25 protein-coding genes are annotated in these 21,395 nt (G+C 58.9%); 15 read left to right on the top strand and 10 right to left on the bottom strand.

The window, feature by feature from the left end:
- The first annotated feature begins 9 nt into the window (after positions 1 to 9).
- Both Q666_RS62815 and Q666_RS62810 read left to right on the top strand, forming a co-directional pair.
- A complete protein-coding gene (locus tag Q666_RS62815; RefSeq protein ID WP_077290665.1) occupies positions 10 to 420 on the top strand; it encodes a TIGR02301 family protein in 411 nt (136 codons plus the stop codon).
- A 191-nt stretch (positions 421 to 611) separates the two neighbouring features.
- Positions 612 to 884, top strand: coding sequence for a hypothetical protein (locus tag Q666_RS62810; protein WP_006933467.1), 273 nt, complete (start codon positions 612 to 614; stop codon positions 882 to 884).
- A gap of 80 nt (positions 885 to 964) precedes the next feature.
- Here Q666_RS62810 and Q666_RS62805 read toward each other — a convergent pair whose 3' ends face one another.
- Positions 965 to 1,618 carry a LysE family transporter gene (locus Q666_RS62805; RefSeq protein ID WP_023001887.1) on the bottom strand — a complete coding sequence of 218 codons (654 nt, stop codon included), beginning with the start codon at positions 1,616 to 1,618 and terminating at the stop codon, positions 965 to 967.
- A gap of 211 nt (positions 1,619 to 1,829) precedes the next feature.
- On the opposite strand from Q666_RS62805, the gene Q666_RS62800 reads away from it, so the two are divergent.
- Together Q666_RS62800 and Q666_RS62795 are read left to right on the top strand one after the other, a co-directional pair.
- Positions 1,830 to 2,519: a hypothetical protein gene (locus tag Q666_RS62800; RefSeq protein WP_023001888.1), complete on the top strand. Its 690-nt coding sequence runs from the start codon at positions 1,830 to 1,832 to the stop codon at positions 2,517 to 2,519.
- A gap of 182 nt (positions 2,520 to 2,701) precedes the next feature.
- Positions 2,702 to 2,914, top strand: coding sequence for a hypothetical protein (locus tag Q666_RS62795; protein WP_077290667.1), 213 nt, complete (start codon positions 2,702 to 2,704; stop codon positions 2,912 to 2,914).
- A 92-nt stretch (positions 2,915 to 3,006) separates the two neighbouring features.
- Here Q666_RS62795 and Q666_RS62790 read toward each other — a convergent pair whose 3' ends face one another.
- A complete protein-coding gene (locus Q666_RS62790; protein ID WP_031269691.1) occupies positions 3,007 to 4,812 on the bottom strand; it encodes a tetratricopeptide repeat protein in 1,806 nt (601 codons plus the stop codon).
- Positions 4,813 to 4,997: 185 nt separating this feature from the next.
- Here Q666_RS62790 and Q666_RS62785 point away from each other — a divergent pair, with 185 nt between their 5' ends.
- The 8 genes from Q666_RS62785 to Q666_RS65295 all read left to right on the top strand — a co-directional run bounded on the left by Q666_RS62785 (position 4,998) and on the right by Q666_RS65295 (position 12,712).
- A complete protein-coding gene (locus Q666_RS62785; RefSeq protein WP_152533462.1) occupies positions 4,998 to 5,306 on the top strand; it encodes a hypothetical protein in 309 nt (102 codons plus the stop codon).
- Positions 5,307 to 5,347: 41 nt separating this feature from the next.
- Positions 5,348 to 6,955 carry an arylsulfatase gene (locus Q666_RS62780; protein WP_023001892.1) on the top strand — a complete coding sequence of 536 codons (1,608 nt, stop codon included), beginning with the start codon at positions 5,348 to 5,350 and terminating at the stop codon, positions 6,953 to 6,955.
- Between the two features lie 110 nt (positions 6,956 to 7,065).
- Entirely contained in the window at positions 7,066 to 8,034 is a 969-nt protein-coding gene (locus Q666_RS62775) for an HAD family hydrolase (protein ID WP_081713408.1), read from the top strand.
- Positions 8,035 to 8,141: 107 nt separating this feature from the next.
- Entirely contained in the window at positions 8,142 to 8,495 is a 354-nt protein-coding gene (locus Q666_RS62770; RefSeq protein ID WP_145915829.1) for a hypothetical protein, read from the top strand.
- Complete coding sequence (locus tag Q666_RS66495) at positions 8,492 to 8,860, top strand: hypothetical protein (protein ID WP_023001895.1); 369 nt, start codon at positions 8,492 to 8,494, stop codon at positions 8,858 to 8,860. Before Q666_RS62770 ends, Q666_RS66495 begins: the two co-directional genes overlap by 4 nt.
- 146 nt (positions 8,861 to 9,006) lie before the next feature.
- Positions 9,007 to 10,962 (top strand): multiheme c-type cytochrome, encoded by a 1,956-nt coding sequence (locus Q666_RS62760; protein ID WP_023001896.1) that lies wholly within the window; start codon positions 9,007 to 9,009, stop codon positions 10,960 to 10,962.
- Positions 10,963 to 11,096: 134 nt separating this feature from the next.
- Complete coding sequence (locus Q666_RS62755) at positions 11,097 to 11,888, top strand: hypothetical protein (protein WP_023001897.1); 792 nt, start codon at positions 11,097 to 11,099, stop codon at positions 11,886 to 11,888.
- A 23-nt stretch (positions 11,889 to 11,911) separates the two neighbouring features.
- Positions 11,912 to 12,712 carry a hypothetical protein gene (locus Q666_RS65295; RefSeq protein ID WP_023001898.1) on the top strand — a complete coding sequence of 267 codons (801 nt, stop codon included), beginning with the start codon at positions 11,912 to 11,914 and terminating at the stop codon, positions 12,710 to 12,712.
- Between the two features lie 84 nt (positions 12,713 to 12,796).
- Here the strand turns inward: Q666_RS65295 and Q666_RS62745 are convergent, their stop codons facing one another.
- Both Q666_RS62745 and Q666_RS62740 read right to left on the bottom strand, forming a co-directional pair.
- Complete coding sequence (locus tag Q666_RS62745; protein ID WP_023001899.1) at positions 12,797 to 13,117, bottom strand: DUF1330 domain-containing protein; 321 nt, start codon at positions 13,115 to 13,117, stop codon at positions 12,797 to 12,799.
- Positions 13,118 to 13,129: 12 nt separating this feature from the next.
- Positions 13,130 to 13,540, bottom strand: coding sequence for a hypothetical protein (locus tag Q666_RS62740; RefSeq protein WP_035910102.1), 411 nt, complete (start codon positions 13,538 to 13,540; stop codon positions 13,130 to 13,132).
- 133 nt (positions 13,541 to 13,673) lie between these two features.
- Here Q666_RS62740 and Q666_RS62735 point away from each other — a divergent pair, with 133 nt between their 5' ends.
- A complete protein-coding gene (locus Q666_RS62735; RefSeq protein ID WP_031269694.1) occupies positions 13,674 to 14,492 on the top strand; it encodes a helix-turn-helix transcriptional regulator in 819 nt (272 codons plus the stop codon).
- An 18-nt stretch (positions 14,493 to 14,510) separates the two neighbouring features.
- On the opposite strand, the gene Q666_RS62730 is transcribed toward Q666_RS62735, so the two are convergent.
- Together Q666_RS62730 and Q666_RS62720 are read right to left on the bottom strand one after the other, a co-directional pair.
- Positions 14,511 to 15,236 carry a class I SAM-dependent methyltransferase gene (locus tag Q666_RS62730; RefSeq protein ID WP_023001902.1) on the bottom strand — a complete coding sequence of 242 codons (726 nt, stop codon included), beginning with the start codon at positions 15,234 to 15,236 and terminating at the stop codon, positions 14,511 to 14,513.
- Positions 15,237 to 15,493: 257 nt separating this feature from the next.
- Complete coding sequence (locus Q666_RS62720; protein WP_023001903.1) at positions 15,494 to 16,204, bottom strand: helix-turn-helix transcriptional regulator; 711 nt, start codon at positions 16,202 to 16,204, stop codon at positions 15,494 to 15,496.
- Positions 16,205 to 16,295: 91 nt separating this feature from the next.
- Here Q666_RS62720 and Q666_RS62715 point away from each other — a divergent pair, with 91 nt between their 5' ends.
- Together Q666_RS62715 and Q666_RS62710 are read left to right on the top strand one after the other, a co-directional pair.
- Complete coding sequence (locus Q666_RS62715; RefSeq protein WP_023001904.1) at positions 16,296 to 17,903, top strand: FAD-dependent monooxygenase; 1,608 nt, start codon at positions 16,296 to 16,298, stop codon at positions 17,901 to 17,903.
- Positions 17,900 to 18,079: a hypothetical protein gene (locus tag Q666_RS62710; RefSeq protein ID WP_023001905.1), complete on the top strand. Its 180-nt coding sequence runs from the start codon at positions 17,900 to 17,902 to the stop codon at positions 18,077 to 18,079. Before Q666_RS62715 ends, Q666_RS62710 begins: the two co-directional genes overlap by 4 nt.
- Positions 18,080 to 18,402: 323 nt before the next feature.
- Here Q666_RS62710 and Q666_RS62705 read toward each other — a convergent pair whose 3' ends face one another.
- Genes Q666_RS62705 through Q666_RS62690 form a run of 4 tightly spaced genes read right to left on the bottom strand, consistent with a single transcriptional unit; the run spans position 18,403 to position 21,394 of the window.
- Positions 18,403 to 18,753 carry a RidA family protein gene (locus Q666_RS62705; RefSeq protein WP_023001906.1) on the bottom strand — a complete coding sequence of 117 codons (351 nt, stop codon included), beginning with the start codon at positions 18,751 to 18,753 and terminating at the stop codon, positions 18,403 to 18,405.
- A 36-nt stretch (positions 18,754 to 18,789) separates the two neighbouring features.
- Positions 18,790 to 19,890 (bottom strand): FAD-binding oxidoreductase, encoded by a 1,101-nt coding sequence (locus tag Q666_RS62700; protein ID WP_023001907.1) that lies wholly within the window; start codon positions 19,888 to 19,890, stop codon positions 18,790 to 18,792.
- Entirely contained in the window at positions 19,887 to 20,909 is a 1,023-nt protein-coding gene (locus Q666_RS62695; protein ID WP_023001908.1) for a histone deacetylase family protein, read from the bottom strand. Before Q666_RS62695 ends, Q666_RS62700 begins: the two co-directional genes overlap by 4 nt.
- The gene (locus Q666_RS62690) at positions 20,906 to 21,394 is read right to left on the bottom strand and encodes an N-acetyltransferase (protein WP_023001909.1); all 489 of its coding nucleotides are present in this window, start codon (positions 21,392 to 21,394) and stop codon (positions 20,906 to 20,908) included. Before Q666_RS62690 ends, Q666_RS62695 begins: the two co-directional genes overlap by 4 nt.
- Between the last annotated feature and the right edge of the window lies 1 nt (position 21,395).

Below are 21,395 nucleotides of genomic sequence, written 5' to 3'. Positions count from 1 at the left end.
GATCCGCCCATGATCAAACGCCGAATGCACGTTTTCCTGTCCCGGACTGCTGTTGTTCTGGCCCTTGCGGCCATGTGCCCGGTGCAGGTTGTATCGGCGCAGGAAACCGCGATCGACGCGCCCCCTTACGAACAGCAACTCATGCGTCTGTCGGAGATATTCGGAGCTCTGCATTTCCTGCGACCGCTGTGCAAGGAAAGCGATAACCCGAGCTGGCGTGACCGCATGGAAGATTTCCTGGACGCTGAAACGCTGGACGAGAATCGCCGCCGAAGGTTCATTGAGCGATTTAACCAGGGTTATCGTGGTTTCTCAGTTGCTTACCGAGAGTGCACAGAGGCTGCCCGTCTCGCAATGGGACAGTACTTGAGCGAAGGCGAGGTCATCATCAGCGACGTCACCAGTCGCTATGGTCGGTAATTTTCGCAGAAATCTTCAAATCGTTACGAGTTGGTTAACCTTTTGAATCAAATTTGTGGGTGGCCGTTAAGTTTGCGTTCACGGTTACTTATCAGCGCGGTTCGCCGTGCTAGGATCATTACTCAAGATTCGGGGCAGGAACACGCGGGAGTTGTCCCTCTTGCGTTCGGGAAGGACCGGTAAGGAAGCGAATGATAAACGACGATTACGCCGACGCGGCAATGGAAGCCGAATTTGCTGAAGACGAAGACATCAGACGTGCTGCACTCGGCTTCATTTCCGACGCCTGGGCCGAAGCCATCGCCAATGGTGTAGATGCGGACGCCGTCGCTCACGCGGCGATGTTCACTGCACTTGCGGATCTGGTTGCTGCCTATGGTGAAGATGCCGTGGCCAAATTGGCTGAAGGCCTGCCGGATCGTATCCTGCAGGGCGACTACACCGTGAACCGCGTACTTCAGTAAAACGCACGCTCACGACACGCATTCTGAAGAGGCCGGTTGCCCGGCCTTTTTGATTCAGGTGTATTTACGCTTGGCCCGTGCTACGTGATCAGCCCAACGCCTGCCGCTTCGAGCGCCAGCTTGAGATAGATCAGCGCGCCGAACACGACCAGCAGAAATCCGGCAATATGGTTGGCACGATCCAGCCAGAGATCGTCGATACGCGACTTGAAGTGTGAAACGGATGCCGAGACGAGCACCCACCAGGTGGTCGCCCCTGCCGTGACACCGGCAACCATCACCAATGCGCCGAAATGATCCCCCGTCTGGGGGCGATAATCTCCGAGACCACCAAATATCGCCACGAAGGCAAGCACTGCACCCGGATTGGTGATCGCCATGAAAAAGGCTGCGGTGGCATCGGCCAAAAATCCATGTTCTCTCGGATTGCCGTTCCGGGTCAGATGCGGATGGGTGTTCCAGATCTTGATGCCGAAAATGATCAGCAGAGCTCCGCCGACGATCTCGATGAGGTCGAACTGGCCTTCGATGAAATTGGTGACCGCGGAGATGCCGAAAATCGCAGCAGCCGCAAAGATGGTGTCGGCAACGACAGCCCCCAGCCCCACGAAGACACCCTGTCGAAACCCGCCATGCACGGCGTGTTGAATGGCCATGATGTTTACAGGACCAACCGGGGCTGTTGTGATAATGCCAACAAAAAACCCGATCAGTGCATATTCGAAAAACGACACGGCCGGTCCTTTTCTAGACCCTTGATATTACTTTTAAAGCGAACGGACCTCTCGATAGCGGCCCCGCGGCGTCGTGACAAGACAAGAGGAAATTCCAGTCCCGATGTTTTCAGTCTCGCATGAATTGTTTAAGGAAAGGCGCGGGGCGATGCCTGCTTGTGCCAGTGTTATACGACGGGGACCGGCAGGTGCGGATAAACGAGGAACTTTCATGAGTCGGATTTATCAGGCTGCGGTTATTGCCGCCGCTCTTCTGGCGGGCACAGCGCTCGCAGCCCCGGGTTTCGCCAAGACTGTCCAGGTGGAAACAATTCCGGTTGCGCCGTCCGAGCCTGAAAATGCACCCGCAATTCCGGCAGAAGACCTCGCCACGCCCGAAACCGGGGAGCCGGCAGCCGCAGAAGGTTCCAAAGCACCTGCACCGGCCAGCGCCGAGTTGCCTCAGGTGCTCTACAGCACGTCCTATCTGCCGAAGCCTGTGCAGCGCATGCAGGCCCAGCTGAAGGAAGCAGCGCTTTCGGGCAACATGGAACGGCTGCGCATGGTGTTCGAGAGCAACGAACTGCCTCCTACGGTCTCGTTCGGGCAAATCGACGACCCGATAGACTTTCTGAAGGAAATCTCCGGTGACGGCGAAGGCTTCGAGATCCTGGCCATTCTCGCCGACATCATGGATGCAGGGTTCTTGCATGTGGATGCAGGCACACCCCAGGAAATGTATCTCTGGCCGTATTTTGCCCGTTACCCCCTTCACGATCTGACACCCGATCAGAAAGTGGAGTTGTTCCGGATCGTTACCGCAGGCGACTTTGCTGAAATGCAGGATTTCGGTGCCTGGACATTTTATCGCGTCGGCATCGGTCCTGATGGCACGCTTCATTACTTCGTGGCCGGTGACTGACAAAAGCCCCCCTCAGAACGCAAACCGCAAGATAAATCGGGCGCCTGTACCGATGGGGCTATTGCAGCAAAACAAAAAATCGTGACAATCAATACGAGCGCAAGAAGTTCACTATCCGAAAAGCACGCACTTGCGCCCCGCCTTCCAACTCCCGCCATATGCGGCGCATGCGAGTGACCAAAATGATTGTAAGATTTTTCTCCGCTGCCTTTCTGATTTCGCTTCTGGCCCTGGGCGGCTGCCAATCCAGCAACCAGTCCGGCGACGGCCTGGAGAACGGTAGCGCGGCACCTCCGATCGGCGGCCTGAGTTCAGTAGACCAGGGCCCGGATGGCGACCCGGACGCTTGCGCAGGCGAAATGTCCGAAGGCACTTCGATGACACCGGGCTGCTAACCGCACGCAACTCGTTCAGAACACGCTTTCCGGAACGGCTGCCGCAAATAGCACAACCGTCCCGGAAAGCTTCCGGGCTGCTTCGCCGGACCTCACTGTCCGGCAGGGGCGGTCCATCCTGCTTCTCTCAGTCCTGCCATGAGGGAAGTAACAATCTGCTCGCTAGCCCGATGGGAGCGGAGGAAGGCACCTGGGTCACGGCTCAGGCCGGGAGAAACGTCGGCCATCTTTTCCAACGCAGCACGAGCCGCTTCCTTGTTGCCAAGTTTCGATTGGGCAACAGCGACAAGACACCAGCTCACTCCGGATCCGTCCAGAACGCCCTTCTTCGCCGCTGTCAGCATCTCGGCGTAGTGGCCGTTCAGCAGGTGGTTTATGGCAATCAGGTGGAAATACCAGCCGGGCGCGTTCCGCGTACGTTCGATCGCCTTTTCCAGATAGGGAATGCCTTCCTCGAACTTGCCCACAACGGACAGCCGCCAACCAAGTTGAGCCAGTGTGTCCGGATCGTTGGGATCTAGTTCGAGTGCTTTCTTGGCAAGCCTTTCCCCTTCCTCGATGTTTCCCATGTAGTGATTGATCGATGACAGCGCCTTGAGCGCCAGAATGTTGTTGCCATCAAGGCTCAGGGCATGTGACGCGGCGTCCAAGGCACGGTCGAAGGCAAGTTCCTTGTTTCCGTCTGCTGCCAGACCAAAGCGACCAGCATCCAGATAGATCCAACCGAGCATAGCCCAGGCTTCAACATAACCCGGGTCCCGTTTGACCGCACTATTCAGGCACGCCTCGACTGTTGCATGCAGTTGCCTTGAAAAGTTCCTCCGGTACACGTAGCCGCGCAGTACGCATTCGAAACTGTCGTTGCTCGGTTCACTTCCAACGGACAGGTTACCGGCGAGTTCCGACTTGATAACACCGTAGGGCTGACCAGCGACGGTAGCGATTTCCGAGGCGATGCTTTTTTCGATTTCCAGCAGAGTCGTCCGGCTGCGCATACGATCATAGCTGCCCGACCAGAGCACCCGCTTGCTGGGGCTGTGCACCAGCTTCGCACTGACACGGACAATCCCGTCTTCCGACCCGACAGATCCGGTAATCAGGAAAGAGACGTTTTCCTGCCGGCCGATTTCAACCGGATCAAAGGTTTCGGCTGTCTTGGTTCCGACGGGGGGCCAGAAAATACGGAAGTCCGGAAACCGGCTCAGGGCAGTCATGATCTGCTCGGCAATACCCGCCGCCAATATCTGTTGTTCCGGATTAGCCGAGGTAACGCTGAATGGAAGAACCATCACGGAAGGTTTCGAAGTCTCGAGACGCTCCTGCTGTGGGGGCACGAAGTACATCACGAAAGCGGCTCCGAGCACCAGGAGTGCGAACAGCACCGCGCCCAAAGCAACCAGCCATGGCAGCCTGGGTGAGGTTCGTGCAGGTCTTGGCGACGCATTGACCTCTTCCGGCACATGAGAATCTGCCGTCTCATCGTTGCCGGTGGTCGAGCCGTCCCGTGCAGTCACACTGGCCAGATTGTCATGAAACTTCGGCGCATACTGGCCTTTGGGAATGGAAATGCGGATCGGATTCCGCGCGCCTTCGGCGATGTAGTAACTGTCCAGATCATGCCGCAGTCGGCGGGCCTCCAGACGAACGATCGGGTCTGATTGCGGGTCAAAGTTCTCGTCACGACCGAAGACGGCCAACCCGATAACGTAGCCCTTCAGCGTGTCCGCGCGCCCGGCCAACGCTTCCTCTATCAGGAAAGTCAACATGGCGCGGCGCTTGGGCGTTGCGTGAAAATGATCGCTGTGCAGGACACGGGAAAGTTCTTCCCGAACTCGTTCCGGGCAATCGAACTCCTCGACATCACCCGACGCAACTATTTGTTGTCTGCCAGACCGCATAATTCCCCCTGAAAGGGCCGGACAATAAATTTAGTTGAACGATAGTCCATCGCCATAAGTTTTGTCATCCGTAAGAAGCACTATAGCCGACAATCTTGGTGAACACACCACCTCAGACTCCTGTTCGTACCTGTTCATACCTTGTAACGCCCCTGAGTCCCGTACGTAATCCTGTTGGAATTTCCGTGATTATTCGACAACGGGGCAGTGTCGTCATGCCGACAACAGCTCTCATCATGCGTCGTTTCAAAGTGGACGAACTTGCCCTTCGCCGCCTGTGCAACGCTCATCCTTCCTTCTTGTCACTTTGCGAGGACTACGCAACCGCATGTTGTGCCCTTGAACGTTGGCAGAACGATGAAGCAAAGGCTGCCGACTATCGCTCCGTGATTGAAGAACTTGAACGGGAAATTTCAAGCTTCCTGACAGGAGGCGCACCTATCGACGGGTCGTCATCGGCCTACTCCACGAATGGTCCAAAAAGGAGCCATTAGGTATGTTGACCAGAATAGTAACCGGACTGGCGGTCGCAGGCATGGCCTGCACAGCGCTGTCAGGTGTGGCCTTCGCGCAAGACGCGAAAAAACCCAACATCCTCTTCATTGTTTCGGACGACACCGGCTACGGTGACACTGGCCCGTATCTGGGCGGTGAAGCCCGCGGCATGCCGACTCCGAACATCGACAAGCTGGCTGACGACGGCATGATGTTCACGCATTTCTACGCCCAGCCCAGCTGTACGCCGGGCCGCGCAGCCATGCAGACAGGCCGTATTCCCAACCGCTCCGGCATGACAACGGTGGCCTTCCAGGGCCAGGGTGGCGGCCTTCCCGCGGCCGAGTGGACATTGGCGTCGGTTCTTAAAACCGGTGGCTACGACACCTATTTCACCGGCAAATGGCACCTTGGTGAAGCGGACTACGCGCTGCCAAATGCCCAGGGCTATGACGTGATGAAATACGTCGGTCTTTACCATCTCAACGCCTACACCTATGCCGATCCGACCTGGTTCCCGGACATGCCGAAGGACCTGCGCGAGATGTTCGAGAAGGTTACAAAGGGGTCGCTGTCCGGCAAGGCCGGTGAAAAGCCGACAGAGGACTTCAAGATCAACGGCCAATACGTCGACACGCCGGACAAGGGCGTGGTTGGTATTCCCTATTTCGATGGCTACGTCGAAAAGGCGGGGCTCGAGTTCCTGGAAGAAGCTGCGAAGAAGCCGGACACGCCGTTCTTCATCAACGTCAACTTCATGAAGGTGCACCAGCCGAACATGCCGGCGCCGGAGTTTGAAGGAAAATCGATCTCCAAAACCAAATATGCAGACTCCGTCGTCGAACTGGACAGCCGCATCGGCAATCTGGTCAATAAACTCGATGAGCTCGGTCTGTCCGACAATACGATCGTCTTCTGGACCACGGACAACGGCGCCTGGCAGGACGTTTATCCGGACGCCGGTTACACGCCGTTCCGAGGCACCAAGGGCACCGTGCGTGAAGGCGGCAACCGCGTTCCGGCAATCGTCCGCTGGCCCGGGCACGTCAAACCGGACACGAAAAGTGCCGCAGTCGTCGGCGGTCTCGATTTGATGGCCACTTTCGCTTCTGCTGCCGGCATTACGCTGCCGACCGAAGACCGCGAAGGCCAGCCGATCATCTTCGACAGCTACGACATGACACCTGTGTGGGAAGGTTCCGGTGACTCCGGCCGAAAGGCCTGGTTCTATTTCACCGAGAACGAACTTTCTCCCGGTGCAGCGCGCGTCGGCAACTACAAGGCCGTTTTCAACCTGCGCGGTGACGATGGCGCAACCACCGGAGGCTTGGCAGTCGACAGCAACCTTGGCTGGAAGGGCCCCGACAGCTATGTTGCTACTGTTCCGCAAGTGTTCAACCTGCTGGACGATCCGCAGGAGCGCTACGACATGTTCATGAACAACTTCACTGAACGCACCTGGTATCTGCCGGTGATCAACAACGAGGTGACGGAACTCATGAAGTCCTACATCAAATATCCGCCGCGCAAGTTGCAGTCGGAAACCTATACCGGTCCGATCACGCTCAGCCAGTATCAGCGGTTCAAATATGTTCAGGAGGCTCTCGCCAAGGACGGCTTCTCGATCGGCCTGCCAACCGGCAACTGATCTACGAAGTAACTGAGTGTCCGCCCCGGCAAAGTCCGGGGCGGACATCGCCTTGAACAACACGAATTTGGAAGGTTGCAGCTATGAAGGTCAAATTCCTCTTCGGCGCAATGGTCTCCGGCCTGTTGGGAGCAAGCGTCTGGATATCGGGTGCCCTTGCACAAACCGACCCGCTGCCATCGTGGAACGATGGCGCGAACAAGCAGGCGATCGTCGAATTCGTCGAAGCCGTAACGAGCGAAGGTGGCGCGGATTTCGTGGCACCGGGAGAGCGGATCGCAACCTTCGACAATGATGGCACCTTGTGGGTCGAGCACCCCATGTACACCCAGCTTGCTTTTGCGCTCGACCGGGTGAAGGCAATGGCACCGGACCACCCGGAATGGAAGACGACCCAGCCTTTCCAGGCCGTTCTGGAAAACGACATGGAAGCCCTCGGCAAGGCCGGTGAAAAGGGATTGATGGAGATCGTCGCAGCGACTCATGCCGGGATGAGCACGGATGAGTTCGAAAAGACGGTCACCGACTGGATCGCAACTGCCAAGCACCCGAAATTCGACAAGCCCTATACCGAGCTTGTCTATCAGCCGATGCTGGAACTTCTCGCCTATCTGCGTGCCAACGACTTCAAGACCTTCATCATCTCCGGTGGCGGCATCGAATTCATGCGTCCTTGGACCGAAGAGATCTACGGCATACCGCCTGAGCAGGTGGTCGGCTCATCGATTGTCACTGAATACGAGGTCGTCGACGGCGTTCCCACCTTAATGCGGACACCCAAGATTGCCTTTGTCGACGACAAGGCCGGCAAGCCCGTCGGCATCCTGACCCACATCGGCAAGCGTCCGTTGGCAGCCTTCGGCAATTCCGACGGCGATTATCAGATGCTGCAATACACGACTGCCGGTTCCGGCAAGCGCCTCGGCATGTTTGTCCATCATGATGATGCAGATAGAGAATATGCTTATGATCGTGATACCCATTTCGGGTCGCTGAACAAGGGGCTGGACGACGCCCCGAAGGAAGGTTGGCATATCATCAGCATGAAAGACGATTGGAAGCAGATCTTTCCGGAATAGATTAGCCGGAAAAGACACATGAATTGAACAGCAACTGGAGTGCACCGCGCCCGGCTCGGAGACCTGAAGGGACAGACCGAGGGCGATGCAAGCTGCAAGGATAGATCATGAAAAGAATTTTTTGCCTCGCCCTCATGACAGGACTGGCATTTGCCGGCCCGGCGCTGGCGCACGATCCCCAAAAGATACAAAAACGCATGGAAGAGCGCATGCGGACACTCGGACTGGATGTCGGCAATGCCTATGCCTGCACGCCTGACGACCAGAAAAAAGCTTTCCGTGACCAGGCCCGCCACCTGTTTGTGCACGTCCTTTACGACCACGGTGAAGATGCCGCCTACGACTATGCGGCCTCCGTCGGTTTTGGCTCTGCTCGCGATCTCGAAAGCATCAACTGTGAAGAGCGGCTCGCCTATTGGGAAGACGTCAAGGAAACGCTGGAACTGGAGGAAAAGGAATGAGGCTTCGCACGATCAGACTTCTTGGTGTTGGCGCTGCCCTGCTCCTCGGCAGCAGCGGGATAGCAATGTCCCATGACGTTGTCCGCGGCGGATACCATGGCGGTTATCACGGTGGTTACCACGGGGGATATCACGGCGGGTATCATGGTGGTCACAACGTGGTCGTGGAAAACAACAGCAGCCATGGCTACTACGGCCGCCCCTATTATGGCCCGACTGGCGGCTACCTGGCCGGTGCGGCCGTTGGCGCAGCAACCGGTGCGCTGGTCGGATCTGCAATCGCCAGTTCGAACAGCGACAATGGTTGCCAGGTAACGGATGCTGCCGGCCAGAAACACGTCGTTCCCTGTTCAGACCTCGACTAGGCATCGGCGAGACGAAGCTGTGCGGAGAAGCAGCCGGTAGACAGCAGCTTCTCCGCATTGAGCTTGCACAAGCACCAGGAAGTACCGGCAGAAACAGACGTCTCGTTTTACCCAGCGGCTTTGACGGAGAGGTTTGAGCGCACAGAATGTTGTTCACCCGATTGCTCGTCGCGCTCCTTGCCGTGCTCTGGTTCCAGAGCGCCAATGCAGCCGAAAACCTTTCTGCCGCTGTTCCGGACTATGCCGGCACCGCAACATGTACCGGTTGCCACGAGGCGGAAACCGGCGCCTGGCGCGCTTCACACCATTCCAAGGCATGGATGGAGCCCGGACCGGATACGGTCGACGCGGACTTCGACAATTCGCAGTTCACGCACAAGGGACGCACCAGCCGCTTCTTCACACGCGACGGCGACTATTTCATCGAGACGAGCGACGTTCCGGGTAAGACGCAAACATTCAAGGTGATCGGCGTCGACGGAATTGCTCCGCTGCAACAGTATCTTGTCGAAACGGAACCGGGACGGGTTCAGTCTTTCGACGTGGTCTGGGACCAGCAGAACAAGCGCTGGTACCACCTTTACGGAGACGATGCTCCACCGCCTGAAGACGGGCTGCACTGGACCGGACCTTACAAGAACTGGAACGCCCGCTGCGCCGAGTGCCACGCCACCGGCTTTGAAAAGAATTATGACCCCGCCACCAGGACCTACTCCAGCCGGCAGGCGGAAATCGGCGTCGGATGCGAAGCCTGCCACGGACCGGGGGCCGCCCATCTTGCCTGGGCGAAAGACCCGGAGACCTACGGCAAAAGCCCCTTCCCCGGAACCGGGCCGACCGGTCTTCTACCGGTGTTTGCAAAAGGCCAGCCGGAAGCGGAAATCCAGCAATGCGCAGGTTGTCATTCGCGCCGCGAAGCCTTTGAGGACGGCAATCCGGTGCCTGGTACACCGTTCCATGATGCCTACCGTTTATCGCCACTACGCGAAGGCCTTTATCACGCCGACGGGCAGATCCTTGACGAGGTCTATGTCTACGGCTCATTTCTGCAGTCAAAGATGTATGCCAAGGGCGTAAGCTGCAGCAATTGCCACGAGCCACACAGCGGAGAATTGCGCGCGGAAGGCAACGCCGTTTGCACACAATGCCACAGTTCCGCGGGCAACGAGGCGTTTCCGTCGCTGACGGGCAAGCTTTATGACGACCCTTCCCATCATTTCCATCAACCGGAGACGCCGGGCGCCGAGTGCAAATCCTGCCACATGATCGAGCGCGTCTATATGGGCATCGACGGGCGAAGAGATCATTCCTTCCGCGTTCCACGGCCGGATCTTTCTGAAAAGCTCGGCACGCCGAATGCCTGCAACGACTGCCACACCGACAAGTCTGCCGCCTGGGCGGCCGGAGAACTTGAAAAGCGGTTTCCGGACAGTCGTCACCGTGGGCCGCATTTTGCAGAGATCTTTTCGGCGGCACGGCAGAACCCGGGCGTGAACGCCACGGACCTTCTGGCAGTCGCCCATCAGGCAAGCTACCCGGGCATCGTTCGGGCGAGCGCGCTGGACCTGCTGCTGCCTGTTGCGACACCGGAGATTGCCGAGGCCGTCACCGACCTTTTGGCAGATCCGGAGCCAATCGTCCGCGCCGGAGTGCTGGCGTTACAGCAGCCGGTTCCGCCAACCCAGCGGCTTCCGCGGATCATTCCTGCCTTGAGTGATCCGGTCAAAGCCGTCCGGATTGCCGCGGCCCGTCTCATGATCGGCGCTCCCATTGCCCATATGCCGGACCAAATGGCCGAGGCTGCGTCCAGTGCCACAACCGAATGGCAGCAGTCACTCGCGAACAAGGCGGATTTTCCGGAGACCCAGCTCGTGCTTGGTGGAACTGCGCTCGTTCTTCGCAATATCCCGGCAGCCATAGCAGCCTTTGAGGAAGTCACGCTGCTGGATCCGCAAATGATCAATGCCTGGGTGATGCAGGTACGCATCAAGATGGCAGTCGGTGACATGGCGGGAGCGCAGCTCAGTCTGCAAAAGGCCCTGGTTGCCAATCCTTCGGACCCGACGTTGCAATCCTACAGGCAACAGCTTTCACAGCAATAAGACGAAAAGGCATGCTATACTCCTGATTGCCATTTCCAGAAGTACATCCACAAAACCCGGAAGGAGCTTCTGGGTCACATAGATGATCAACCCCCTGCAAGGGCAGTTCTCTTGAGCATGGAAGGCATGAGACCATGAAGCAATTGGTTACCTTGGGCGCTCTGGCGCTTTTCTTCCAGATGACACCGGCAGGTGCTCAGGATTCCGAACTTGCCAAGAAGCTCTCCAATCCCGTGGCGTCTCTCATCAGCGTTCCGTTTCAATGGAACTACGATCACGGATTTGGCCCTGCCGACGGCAACAAGGTCACGCTCAACATACAGCCCGTGGTGCCGTTCTCGCTCAACGAGGACTGGAACCTGATCTCTCGAACGATCCTGCCCGTTGTCTGGCAGGATGACATTGCCGGAAATTCAGGCACGCAGTTCGGTCTCAGCGACACGACGCAGAGCTTCTTCTTTTCGCCAAAGGAGCCAACGTCCGGCGGGATCATCTGGGGCCTTGGTCCGGTGTTGCTGCTGCCCACAGGTACCGACGACCTGTTGAGCACCCGCAAATGGGGCGCCGGTCCGACGGGCGTTGTGCTGCGTCAATCCGGCCCGTGGACCTATGGCGGGCTAGTCAACCACGTCTGGTCATACGCAGGTGACGATAATCGTAGCGACGTCAATTCGACCTTCCTGCAGCCGTTTCTGTCCTACACGACCGACGACGCCTGGACCTTCACGCTGAACTCGGAAAGCACCTATGACTGGACGTCGGACGAATGGTCCGTGCCGATCAACGCCATGGTTGCCAAACTTGTGACCATCGACAAGCAACCCATCAGCTTTCAGGCAGGTGTTCGGTATTATGCAGCAAGTTCCGACAACGGCCCGGAGGGCTTCGGCGCACGGGCTGCAGTGACCTTTCTTTTCCCGAAATAGGGACCCAACAGGGGCGGGGTAATATGAAAAGAGCTGCATTTCTTCTGATATTGGCCAGCCTGCTGACCGGGGGTGCTCAGGCTGCCGATCTGGCCCAAGCGCCTGCTCCGGTTGACACACCGGATGTGCGTGTCGACCGAGCGTGGAAATTCGTCGTCGCGCCTTACCTGCTTGCCCCGACCATTCAGGGAAACAGCCGTATCGGCCGATTGCCCAACACGTCGCTCGACGTTTCCCCCGGAACCATTTTCGAGAACCTACAATTCGGGGCGATGGGTCATTTCGAGGCGCTTTACGACAATCGTTTCGGAGCAACATTGGACGTGGCCTACATGGACCTTGGCAAGGGCCGGAGTTTCCCACGTGTCGGCGGCAGTATCGATGCTGGCGTCAAGCAATTGGTGACCGAAGCCTTCTTCGGCTACCGCTTCTGGCATCAGGACCGGAACTGGGCCGAAGCCTATGCCGGGGGGCGCTGGTGGTACAATCAGCTGAAGGTCAGTGCCAACACGCCAGCCAACACCTTTACTCAAACAATCACCGAACAATGGATCGATCCGGTGATCGGCGTTCGCGGGCAGGTATTCGTGGCACCCAAATGGTCGCTGTTCGGCAGCGGTAACGTCGGTGGTTTTGGCCTGGTATCGGACTTCACCTGGGGTCTGCAAGGCGGTGTCGGCTATCACTTCAACGATCGTGTCGCGCTGCATCTGCAATACAAGGCAACCGGCGTCGACTATGACAACGGCAAGTCCGGCCGATCCGCCTTCAGCTATGACACGATCACACACGGCCCATTGATGGGAGTTGCCATCAGCTTCTAGGACGCAGGCAAGGACAACAAGTCAAAAGGCCGGTTCCTCATCGGGACCGGCCTTTCCTTTTCGTGCTGCGACTTCGCCGGAAGATCACGAAAGCACGTCCGTTGCCTTGTGATCCGCGTCGACACCTTCGATCAGGAACACCTCGCCCACCGCCTTGTTCAGGCGCAGCGGCAGGATCGTCCGGTAGGCCGGCGATGCATACCAGGCCTCGGCCCGTACCCGGTCAGGAAAGGCAATCACGATGAGGTCCCCCTGGAACGCGCCTTCCAGCTGATGTTTCTGGCCACCATGGATGATGAAGCGGCCGTCAAAGGGGGCCAGCGTTGCGTCGATCCCTTCCAGATAGGCCACGATGTCGGGCCCCATTTCGATTTCGCGCAGATGGCCGATGGCGTAACAGGTCATGGTCCGGCCTCTTCAAGCTAGCGGTTGCGCAATGACGGACTGCGGCCTTGCGGCTTTCCACTCCAGCCAGGTGAAGCAGAGCACGACGACGGCCTGCGCCAAGAGGAACGCCCAGCCCAGCACGTTGGGCGCAAACAGGCCCGTCAACGGCAGCAGCAAACTGGCCAGCACCCAAAGAAGATTGCCGGCAACTACCAGGCTTGACGCCCAGACAGGCACCTGACCGGCAAACGCGAATACTCCCATGAAAACCGCTACCGGAAACAAAGCCAGACCTGCCCACAAAAGGAGCTCGCTCGGAAGTGCCGTCAATCCGGCAATCCATCCGGATGCGCCGACCAGCAGGACACCCATCACCGCACAGGTCAGCGCGTCAAACCGTAGAACCACCTGTAACGAAACACCTGAATTCGATTTGGTCATCATCTGTCTCCACTCGTGAAATCCACCCGCACACTGCGAGTGGCGATGACAAGAGGATTGCCAATCGATGTTCTGAAGTCGATTACTTCGCAGGTAATTGAATCTTCGAAACCGCGCCGGCAGGGTAATGCTCATGAAACGAACAGCGGAAACGGCGGGTGACCTGCTGCGCCAGTGGCGACAACACCGGCGAATGAGCCAGCTTGCACTGGCCAGTGAAGCGGATATCTCTCAGCGCCACCTGAGTTTTCTGGAATCAGGACGGTCTCGTCCAAGCCGGGACATGGTGATGCATCTTGCCGAACAGTTGGATGTCCCCTTGCGTGAACGCAATGCCATTCTTGTTGCGGCAGGCCATGCCCCGCAATATCCGCAGCACGGGCTGGATGAGCCTGAACTTGCCGCGGCAACCGCTGTTGTCCGGCAGATCCTCGACGGACATCTGCCCCACCCTGCCCTTGCCGTGAACCGGCATTGGGAGCTGCAGGCCGCCAATCAGGCGATCTTTGCCCTGCTGGACGGCGTCGCGCCACATCTGCTGGAAGCACCGGTAAATGTGCTTCGTCTCAGCCTGCACCCAGAAGGCCTGGCACCACGCATCCTCAACCTCGGTGAATGGCACGCCCATATTCTTGCACGCCTCGCACATGAGGTAGATCAGTCCGCCGACCCGAAGCTTGCCGCGCTCAGGGAGGAACTCGCCGAAATGGCTCCGGAGCGGTCGCGCAAATCACGGACCGAGGTACCGTCACAGAAGGGACGCATCGCCGTTCCGCTTTATCTGCAAGGCCCCAACGGAACCTTGAGCTTCCTGAGCACCACGACGGTGTTCGGCACGGCCGTGGATGTTACCTTGTCCGAAATCGCCATCGAGGCCTTCTTTCCCGCAGACGAGGAAACGGCAAGGCAGATGAGTGCCTTGAGCGCTGGAAGCGCGGGCGGCCGTTCTTGAACCGCCCGCGCTCCGGACTCAAACGCGTGCCTTGACGATCAGGATCATCGGGCGCTCCATCTCTTCCGCCAACGATGGCATGGCTTCGATCTGCTCTTCGCCGGGGAACCATTCCAGTACATGATCAACCGTGAAACCTGCCGCGATCAGCGTGTTGAGCGTGGTGCCGATGGTACGGTGGTATTTGACGACGCCATCGGCCAACCAACTGGTTTCCCGTGCTCCTTCGCGAAGATACTGGTTGACCGGCCAAGACTTCCGGCCGTTCAGTTCGATCCATCCAGGTTCTACTGGTGCCATGAAGATCGGGTGTTCGATGCTGAAGACGAAACTGCCTCCTGCCTTGAGTGATCTGAAGATCTCTCCGGCCAGCCGGTTGAAGTCCTCGATATAGTGAAAGGCGAGCGAGCTGTAGACCAGGTCGAAGGCTGCCTGAGGCAGCTTCAGGGTTTCCAGGTCAGCAGTCCGGAAAACGATCGCATCGTCTTCGGTTTCGTCCCGCGCACGGGCAAGCATTTTTTCAGACAGGTCGAAACCGAGTACATGCGCAGCACCAGCGCTCCGGACCCAGCGGGCAAACCAGCCGAACCCGCAGCCGAGATCGGCAACGTGCAGCCCATTTGCTTCCGGCAACAGTGCCCGGATAGCAGGCCATTCGGGAGCCCCGTCAAGGCCGAACTGCGACCTGGGCAGCTGGCTGTAGCCTTCAAAAAAGGCCGGTTCGTCATAGATGTTTTGTGCCATTTATTTCTCCATCAGAGTGCCGATGGACGGCGCGCACCGCAACAGGTAAAGCCCCGCCCGATCCGGCGGGGGTGCAGGTGCGCGAAACGCTTGAAACTCAGCGTACACAATCAGCCTGCATCCCGCCTTTTGGGATGCAAGCGAACCGGGAAACGATATGAGTATCTTCTTCGCACATGAGAGCATCATTAGGAGCGCCCTTGGTGCCTGTCAACGAGTTGCAGGTGTCTGACGCAGCTCGCCCTGGCGGGATGCAGCTACTTCCCGCAGATTGCGAAGAGGCCGGCTCTGGAGGCAATGCCAAGCTTTGCGTAGGCGCGTTTGCGGTATGTGATGACTGTCGAGGGAGCGACGTCGAGATCTGCTGCAATCGCCTCCGCCTTGCGACCTGACAGGATGCCCAGACACACCGAACGCTCCCGCTCGCTGAGCGCCGCCAAAGGCGGTGGCAGGTCCGTGTCCGATGCCTTTTCGAAATGGAGCAGAGCCAGACGGCCTGCAAGGCGTGCAAGATCCGGATCACACAGGGGAGCGGCAGGATCGCTTTGATAGAGGCTGACGAAAAGGCGCAGTTTTTCTCCGACCGCAAGCAATGTCGTCTTTGCCAGCATGCCGGGATTTTCGAAAAAGAGCTTCCGGTAGTCTGCGCTCATCCGGCCCTCGATCTCGGCGAGCCGGCTCAAGGTCACGGACTGAGGCGGTGACGCCACCAGATCGGGCAACAGAGGATCCTTGAGAAACCAGCCGTCGAGATAGGTCTCGGCAAGTTTTCCGGCCATGACGGAGCGGCTGAAGTGCCACGACAGCAGGCAGCGAGCCTGCGTGTTCTCGATTGCAAAAACCATGATCTGGTCGACACCGAGCGTTTCGACAAACGAGACAAAGGTCTGGGCAAACCGATCCGTGCCCAGATCCGCGAGGCAGGCTTCAATGTGACAGGCAGTGGTGTGTCCGTCCGGAGTGCTCATGAAATGCTGATAGCATGTCCTCCCCGAAAGGGGACAGACGCGAGACGGCAAGGCTCCTAATCTTCTGCCAACAATCAGGGAGGATCCTCAAATGAGGCCAGCCGGACGTGCCGAAACGGACTCGCTCTATTTCACCTATCCGCATTTCGAAGCGCCGACGGACCGTGCGCATCTGACCCGGCCTGCACGTGTTGCCATTGCCGGAGCGGGGCCGGTAGGAATGACCGCAGCGCTGGCACTTGCCCGCGAAGGAATTGCTTGCGTCCTGTTGGATGCGAAGTCCACCTTCAACGACGGCAGCCGCGCGATCTGTATCGCCCGGCAGAGCTACCACATTCTCGACCGGCTTGGCGCAGTCGAGCCCTTTCTGGAAAAATCACTCGGCTGGACCACAGGCCGCAGCTTCTATCGCGGCAGGCAGATCCTCGAATTTGAAATGCCGGACAGTCCGCGCGAGAAATACCGGCCGATGTACAACCTCGAACAGCAATATATCGAGCAGTACCTGTGGGATGCGATCCAGCGGGAGCCGCTGATCGAAACGAGATCGCAAAGCCGGGTCTGCGGTCTGGAAGATCTTGAGCAGGGTGTGCGACTGGCAATCGAGGATCCGCATGGCACCTACCAGATGACCTGCGACTGGTTGCTGGCGGCGGATGGTGCTCGCAGCACCGTCCGGAGCTTGCGCGGTCTGCGGCTCAAGGGCGAGAATTTTGAAGGCCGCTACGTGATTGCCGACGTCCAGATGGAGCATGATTACCCGACGATCCGACGCGCCCTGTTCGATCCGGATTGTCGCCGGGGCGGAACGATCCTTGTTCACAAGCAGCCTGACAACATCTGGCGCATCGACTATCAGCTTCGCGATGGCGAGGACGAAGCCGAAGCCATCCGCGAAGACACCGTGCGTGCCTCAGTGGCCGCCGTTCTGACGGAAATCGGTTATGACGGAGACTGGGATCTGGAATGGTGGAGCATCTATTCGGCCAACACCCTGGCGCTGGATGACTACCGCGACGGCCGGGTGTTTTTCATCGGCGACAGCGCGCACATCGTGCCGATCTTTGGCGTACGTGGCCTCAACAACGGTCTCGCCGACGCCCAAAACATTGCTTGGAAACTCGCCTGGGTGCTGAACGGCAAGGCCGGTCCGGATCTCCTCGACAGCTACACGCCCGAGCGGCGTGGGGCGACGCTGGATGTGTTTCGGAACGCCTCCAAGTCCGCCCGTTTCATGACACCTCCGACGGCAGGCTGGCAATTGATGCGCGACGCAGCTCTCAATCTTTCGCTCAGCCACTCCTTTGCGGGAGAGCTCGCCAACCCGCGCCAGATGACACCCTATACTTATGCCGACAGTCCGGTTGTTACCCCGGACGACGAAAACTTCGATGGTGGGCCAAAACCCGGCGCTGTCTTGCCGAACGCGCGCGTTGGTGACGGGTTCCTGTCCGACTTGCTCGGTGACGGATTCTCGCTGATCGCCTTCAGTAAAGAGGTGGCGGATCGTCTCGCCGACCTGGATTTTACCCGGGTCGTGCTGCAGCCGGGCTCGGAAGCAGCTGAAGTGCTCGCGGCTTCGGCCGGCAGTGCCTATCTTGTCCGGCCCGACATGCACATTGCAGCGCGCTGGCAAACCGCTTCAACAGAGGCAATCCGCCAAGCTCTCGAGCTTGCAGTAGCTGGAGGAAAAGCATGACGCCCGCCGATCTGGAAACCGTTTACGAGGCCTTGGCCGAACAGCTCGATGCCATCGGATCCGCTCAACGGGAGCTTTACCTCGCCAAGCTCGCCTTGCTGCTGGCGCATGAGATCGCAGACGCAAATCGTGCGCGCTCGCTTGTTGCCGAAGCTGCCAGCAATCTCGAAGTATGACGTCAGCGTCAACAAATAAAGCGTGTCGCGATCTTTCGAATTCAGGCGACACGCTTTTTCTCTTTTTAACGCACAGCCTTTTGAGTCATTCAGATTGACCCGCCCGACACTTTTGAGCGGCGGATTCTTTTGAAGACAGCCCTCGGTACGTCTTCCCGGACGCAGCGAAGCGGAGATCCGGGACCGGGGAGCCGGGGCCTCTCGTTTGAGCGGCCTCAAAAGATAGCTCCTTGGCTCCCCGGTCCCGGCTCGCGCTGCGCTTGGCCGGGATGACGCCGGTGGGTGAAACCGGAGTCCCTGACTTCGAACCGGCCAACCTCGCTTTAAGCGAGTGCCGCGATGACGATGATCTCGACCTTGTATTCCGGGGCTGCCAGTTTGGCTTCGCCGGTAGCGCGTGCCGGCGGGTTTGCCGGATCGACCCAGGCGTCCCAGACCTTGTTCATCTCGGCAAAGTCCTTCATGTCGTCCATCCAGATAGTGGTCTGAAGAATGCGGCTCTTGTTGCTGCCAGCCTGCTCCAGAAGAGCATCGATGCGCTCCAGAATCGTCTGGGTCTGGTTGGTAACGGTGTCGCCCGGGTTGCCGACCTGGCCAGCAAGATAGACGAGACCGCCATGGATAACAGCCTGGCTCATGCGCGGGCCAACTTCCAACCGTTTGATGTCGGACATGATTGAATTCCTTCTTGTCTTGAAAGAGACGCCCGCTCAGAACAAGCGGGCGGGATCGAGAGCAGCCACTACCTTCTCGGGCAGTTCGCTCGGACGCTTGAGACAAAGATCCGCAACGAGCCGGGAGAGCGCTGGAGCCGTTTGTACGCCGTAGCCGCCCTGACCGGCAAGCCAGAAAAACCCTTCCGCATCCGGTGCAAATCCAACCACAGGCGTGCGGTCCGCAACGAAGCTGCGCAGGCCTGCCCAATTCCGCTCGACGCGCGTGACGGGCATCGTCACGGCCTGCTCGAACCGGTGCAGACCTTCAGCCAGAACCATGTCATCTGCCCAGGCATCGTGCGGCTCCACCGGGTCTTCATCGGCAGGCGAAACCATGAACTTGCCGGCATCCGGCTTGGCATACCATTGCTCCGACGCGCTGGCGACGAGCGGCCATTTCGTGACATCTATACCATCCGGCGGCGGCACGATGGCCGCCGAGCGGCGCATGGGCACCAGGCCGACCTTGCGAACGCCTGCGAGACCCGCGATCTGATCCGCCCAGGCCCCGGCTGCATTGATGAGGACCGGCGCTTCGAAGGCCCCCTTGGGCGTCTCGACACGCCACTGCCCGCCGCTTCTGAGAATGCGCTGCGCGGGCGCTTCCGTGACGAACCGCGCCCCGGCCTTTCGTGCAAGCCGGGCAAAGCCCTGCAACAATCTGTCGACGTCGATATCTTGCGCGTCCCGCTCGATGGCAGCAGCGGCAATCGTTTCCTTGCGAAGCAGTGGAAACAGGGCGACAGCTTCTTCCGCCGTCAGGACTTCCATACCGTCGGCACCGTCCAGATAGGCCTTGAACGCGTCCAGTTCGTCCTCGGTCGCAATGAGCATTTCACCACGGGGTGACAGCAGGCTTTCCTCCGATATCCCTTCCGGGTTCTTCAGAACTGGCTCCGAAGCTGCATTCAAGGCCCGCAAGGTGGCATTGCCGTAGTTGCGGATGAAGATGGCGGCGGAGCGACCGGTCGCGTGCCGGCCAAGCGCATCTTCCATTTCCAGCACGGTGACCTTTGCGTCCGGCGCAAGCCGTGCCGCGGCCCCGGTGCCGGCAATGCCGCCGCCGATGATCAGAAAATCCGATGTCTCGATCATGCGTCCTGGAACCCTTTCAGGAAACTGGTGAGGTTCTGGCCGAGTTCTTCCGACAGGTAACCGCCTTCCTGCACGAACAGCACCGGCAGGCCGAGCTTCGCGATGACGGCACCAATCCGTCCGAACCCGGGTGTGGTGATGGCGAGTCCCTTGAGAGGATCTTTTTCATAAGCATCGAGACCCAGGGCAACAACCAGAATATCGGTGCCGAAGGCCCGAATGTGGTCGAAGGCCGTTTCCAGGGTTTTCAGGTACTCGTCATCCCCGGTGCCGCGTGCCAGGGGCAGGTTGAGATTACAGCCCCGTCCCGCGCCCTCGCCGCGCTCATGTCCGTGGCCCCAGAAGAACGGATAGAACCGCACCGGATCGGCATGCAGCGAAACGGTGAGAACGTCACCGCGCTCATAGAAGATGCCTTGCGTACCATTGCCGTGGTGGACGTCGATGTCGAGGATCGCAGGACGCTTGCCTGCCTTCAGAAGCCTTTCGGCCGCAATGCCGGAGTTGTTGAGAAAACAGAAGCCGCCCGCCAGATCCGCGAATGCATGGTGACCGGGAGGGCGCGACAGCACATAGGCGGCCTGTTCCCCGGCCGCCATCAAGTCCGCACCGTGGACCGCACTTTGGGCAGACCAATAGGCCGCTTCCCAGGTACCGGCTGCGATGGGACAACTGGTATCGGCCTGGTGGAACCCGGCCTGACCGACTGCGGAGCGCGGATAACTTGCCGTGCGCCGGTCCGGATGAATGTTCGGGATGACCTCGTCGGATGCGCCCTCGATCCGGCTCCAGCGTTCATGGATGGTCTGAAGAAAAACGAGGTATTCCGCAGAGTGGAGAGCCGCAATCGGGCCGAGTCCATGATCGTCCGGCACCTCGAAACGACACCCTGCCGCCTTGGCACCTTCGGTCAGGACCTCGATGCGCTTTGGCTGTTCCGGATTGGCCAGCCTGGTGCCGTTCGCCATGAAATGCTTGGGATCGTGCACCCATTGGCGGTCGTCAAAAATGGCTTTCATGAGCGGTCCCTCAATTTGTCGAGTGCCGGTGCGCGCAGATCGAAGACGGTTTCGCCTTCCCGAGGCGCAAAACCGAGCCGTTCATAGAAACGGCGTGCATCCGGATTGTCGTGATAAACGGCGAGCTTCAGAAAGATCGGCGTCCAGCTATCAGGCGCAAGATCCAGACTGGCGGCAAGCAGGCGCTGGCCTAGCCCTTCTCCGCGCGCTTCTCCATCGACCCAAAGATCGGAAACATAGAGACCGGTGCCGCCACGCGTCGTCGAAAAGACAGGCGAGGCCTGCAACACGCCGAGCGTTCGGTCGTCAGACGGCCGGATCGCTAGCAGCGCGAAGAAGGCGGGAGTTTCCGAGAAACCGTGACGGATCACATCATCAAGACTGGCGACGTGAGTGTCACCCATATCGGCCGAAAGCTGGAGCAGCGCTGCGTGAAGCCTTTCGGCATCAGCTCGTTCAGCCCGCCTGATCGTTATGTTGCTCATG

This window comes from Labrenzia sp. C1B70, from assembly GCF_000475395.1.
Lineage (GTDB): Bacteria > Pseudomonadota > Alphaproteobacteria > Rhizobiales > Stappiaceae > Roseibium > Roseibium algicola.
This window is presented reverse-complemented; position numbering and strand designations above follow the sequence as displayed.

Excerpts from the sequence above, each read along its gene's own strand:
- Q666_RS62735 (WP_031269694.1), top strand. The coding sequence starts at position 13,674 with ATGAAACGAACAGCGGAAACGGCGGGTGACCTGCTGCGCCAGTGGCGA.
- Q666_RS62780 (WP_023001892.1), top strand. The coding sequence starts at position 5,348 with ATGGCCTGCACAGCGCTGTCAGGTGTGGCCTTCGCGCAAGACGCGAAA.
- Q666_RS62715 (WP_023001904.1), top strand. The coding sequence starts at position 16,296 with ATGAGGCCAGCCGGACGTGCCGAAACGGACTCGCTCTATTTCACCTAT.
- Q666_RS65295 (WP_023001898.1), top strand. The coding sequence starts at position 11,912 with ATGAAAAGAGCTGCATTTCTTCTGATATTGGCCAGCCTGCTGACCGGG.
- Q666_RS62695 (WP_023001908.1), bottom strand. The coding sequence starts at position 20,909 with ATGAAAGCCATTTTTGACGACCGCCAATGGGTGCACGATCCCAAGCAT.
- Q666_RS62740 (WP_035910102.1), bottom strand. The coding sequence starts at position 13,540 with ATGACCAAATCGAATTCAGGTGTTTCGTTACAGGTGGTTCTACGGTTT.
- Q666_RS62800 (WP_023001888.1), top strand. The coding sequence starts at position 1,830 with ATGAGTCGGATTTATCAGGCTGCGGTTATTGCCGCCGCTCTTCTGGCG.
- Q666_RS62730 (WP_023001902.1), bottom strand. The coding sequence starts at position 15,236 with ATGGCACAAAACATCTATGACGAACCGGCCTTTTTTGAAGGCTACAGC.
- Q666_RS62755 (WP_023001897.1), top strand. The coding sequence starts at position 11,097 with ATGAAGCAATTGGTTACCTTGGGCGCTCTGGCGCTTTTCTTCCAGATG.
- Q666_RS62770 (WP_145915829.1), top strand. The coding sequence starts at position 8,142 with ATGAAAAGAATTTTTTGCCTCGCCCTCATGACAGGACTGGCATTTGCC.
- Q666_RS62760 (WP_023001896.1), top strand. The coding sequence starts at position 9,007 with ATGTTGTTCACCCGATTGCTCGTCGCGCTCCTTGCCGTGCTCTGGTTC.
- Q666_RS62795 (WP_077290667.1), top strand. The coding sequence starts at position 2,702 with ATGATTGTAAGATTTTTCTCCGCTGCCTTTCTGATTTCGCTTCTGGCC.
- Q666_RS62745 (WP_023001899.1), bottom strand. The coding sequence starts at position 13,117 with ATGACCTGTTACGCCATCGGCCATCTGCGCGAAATCGAAATGGGGCCC.
- Q666_RS62710 (WP_023001905.1), top strand. The coding sequence starts at position 17,900 with ATGACGCCCGCCGATCTGGAAACCGTTTACGAGGCCTTGGCCGAACAG.
- Q666_RS62810 (WP_006933467.1), top strand. The coding sequence starts at position 612 with ATGATAAACGACGATTACGCCGACGCGGCAATGGAAGCCGAATTTGCT.
- Q666_RS62705 (WP_023001906.1), bottom strand. The coding sequence starts at position 18,753 with ATGTCCGACATCAAACGGTTGGAAGTTGGCCCGCGCATGAGCCAGGCT.
- Q666_RS62815 (WP_077290665.1), top strand. The coding sequence starts at position 10 with ATGATCAAACGCCGAATGCACGTTTTCCTGTCCCGGACTGCTGTTGTT.
- Q666_RS62720 (WP_023001903.1), bottom strand. The coding sequence starts at position 16,204 with ATGAGCACTCCGGACGGACACACCACTGCCTGTCACATTGAAGCCTGC.
- Q666_RS62790 (WP_031269691.1), bottom strand. The coding sequence starts at position 4,812 with ATGCGGTCTGGCAGACAACAAATAGTTGCGTCGGGTGATGTCGAGGAG.
- Q666_RS62700 (WP_023001907.1), bottom strand. The coding sequence starts at position 19,890 with ATGATCGAGACATCGGATTTTCTGATCATCGGCGGCGGCATTGCCGGC.
- Q666_RS66495 (WP_023001895.1), top strand. The coding sequence starts at position 8,492 with ATGAGGCTTCGCACGATCAGACTTCTTGGTGTTGGCGCTGCCCTGCTC.
- Q666_RS62775 (WP_081713408.1), top strand. The coding sequence starts at position 7,066 with ATGGTCTCCGGCCTGTTGGGAGCAAGCGTCTGGATATCGGGTGCCCTT.
- Q666_RS62690 (WP_023001909.1), bottom strand. The coding sequence starts at position 21,394 with ATGAGCAACATAACGATCAGGCGGGCTGAACGAGCTGATGCCGAAAGG.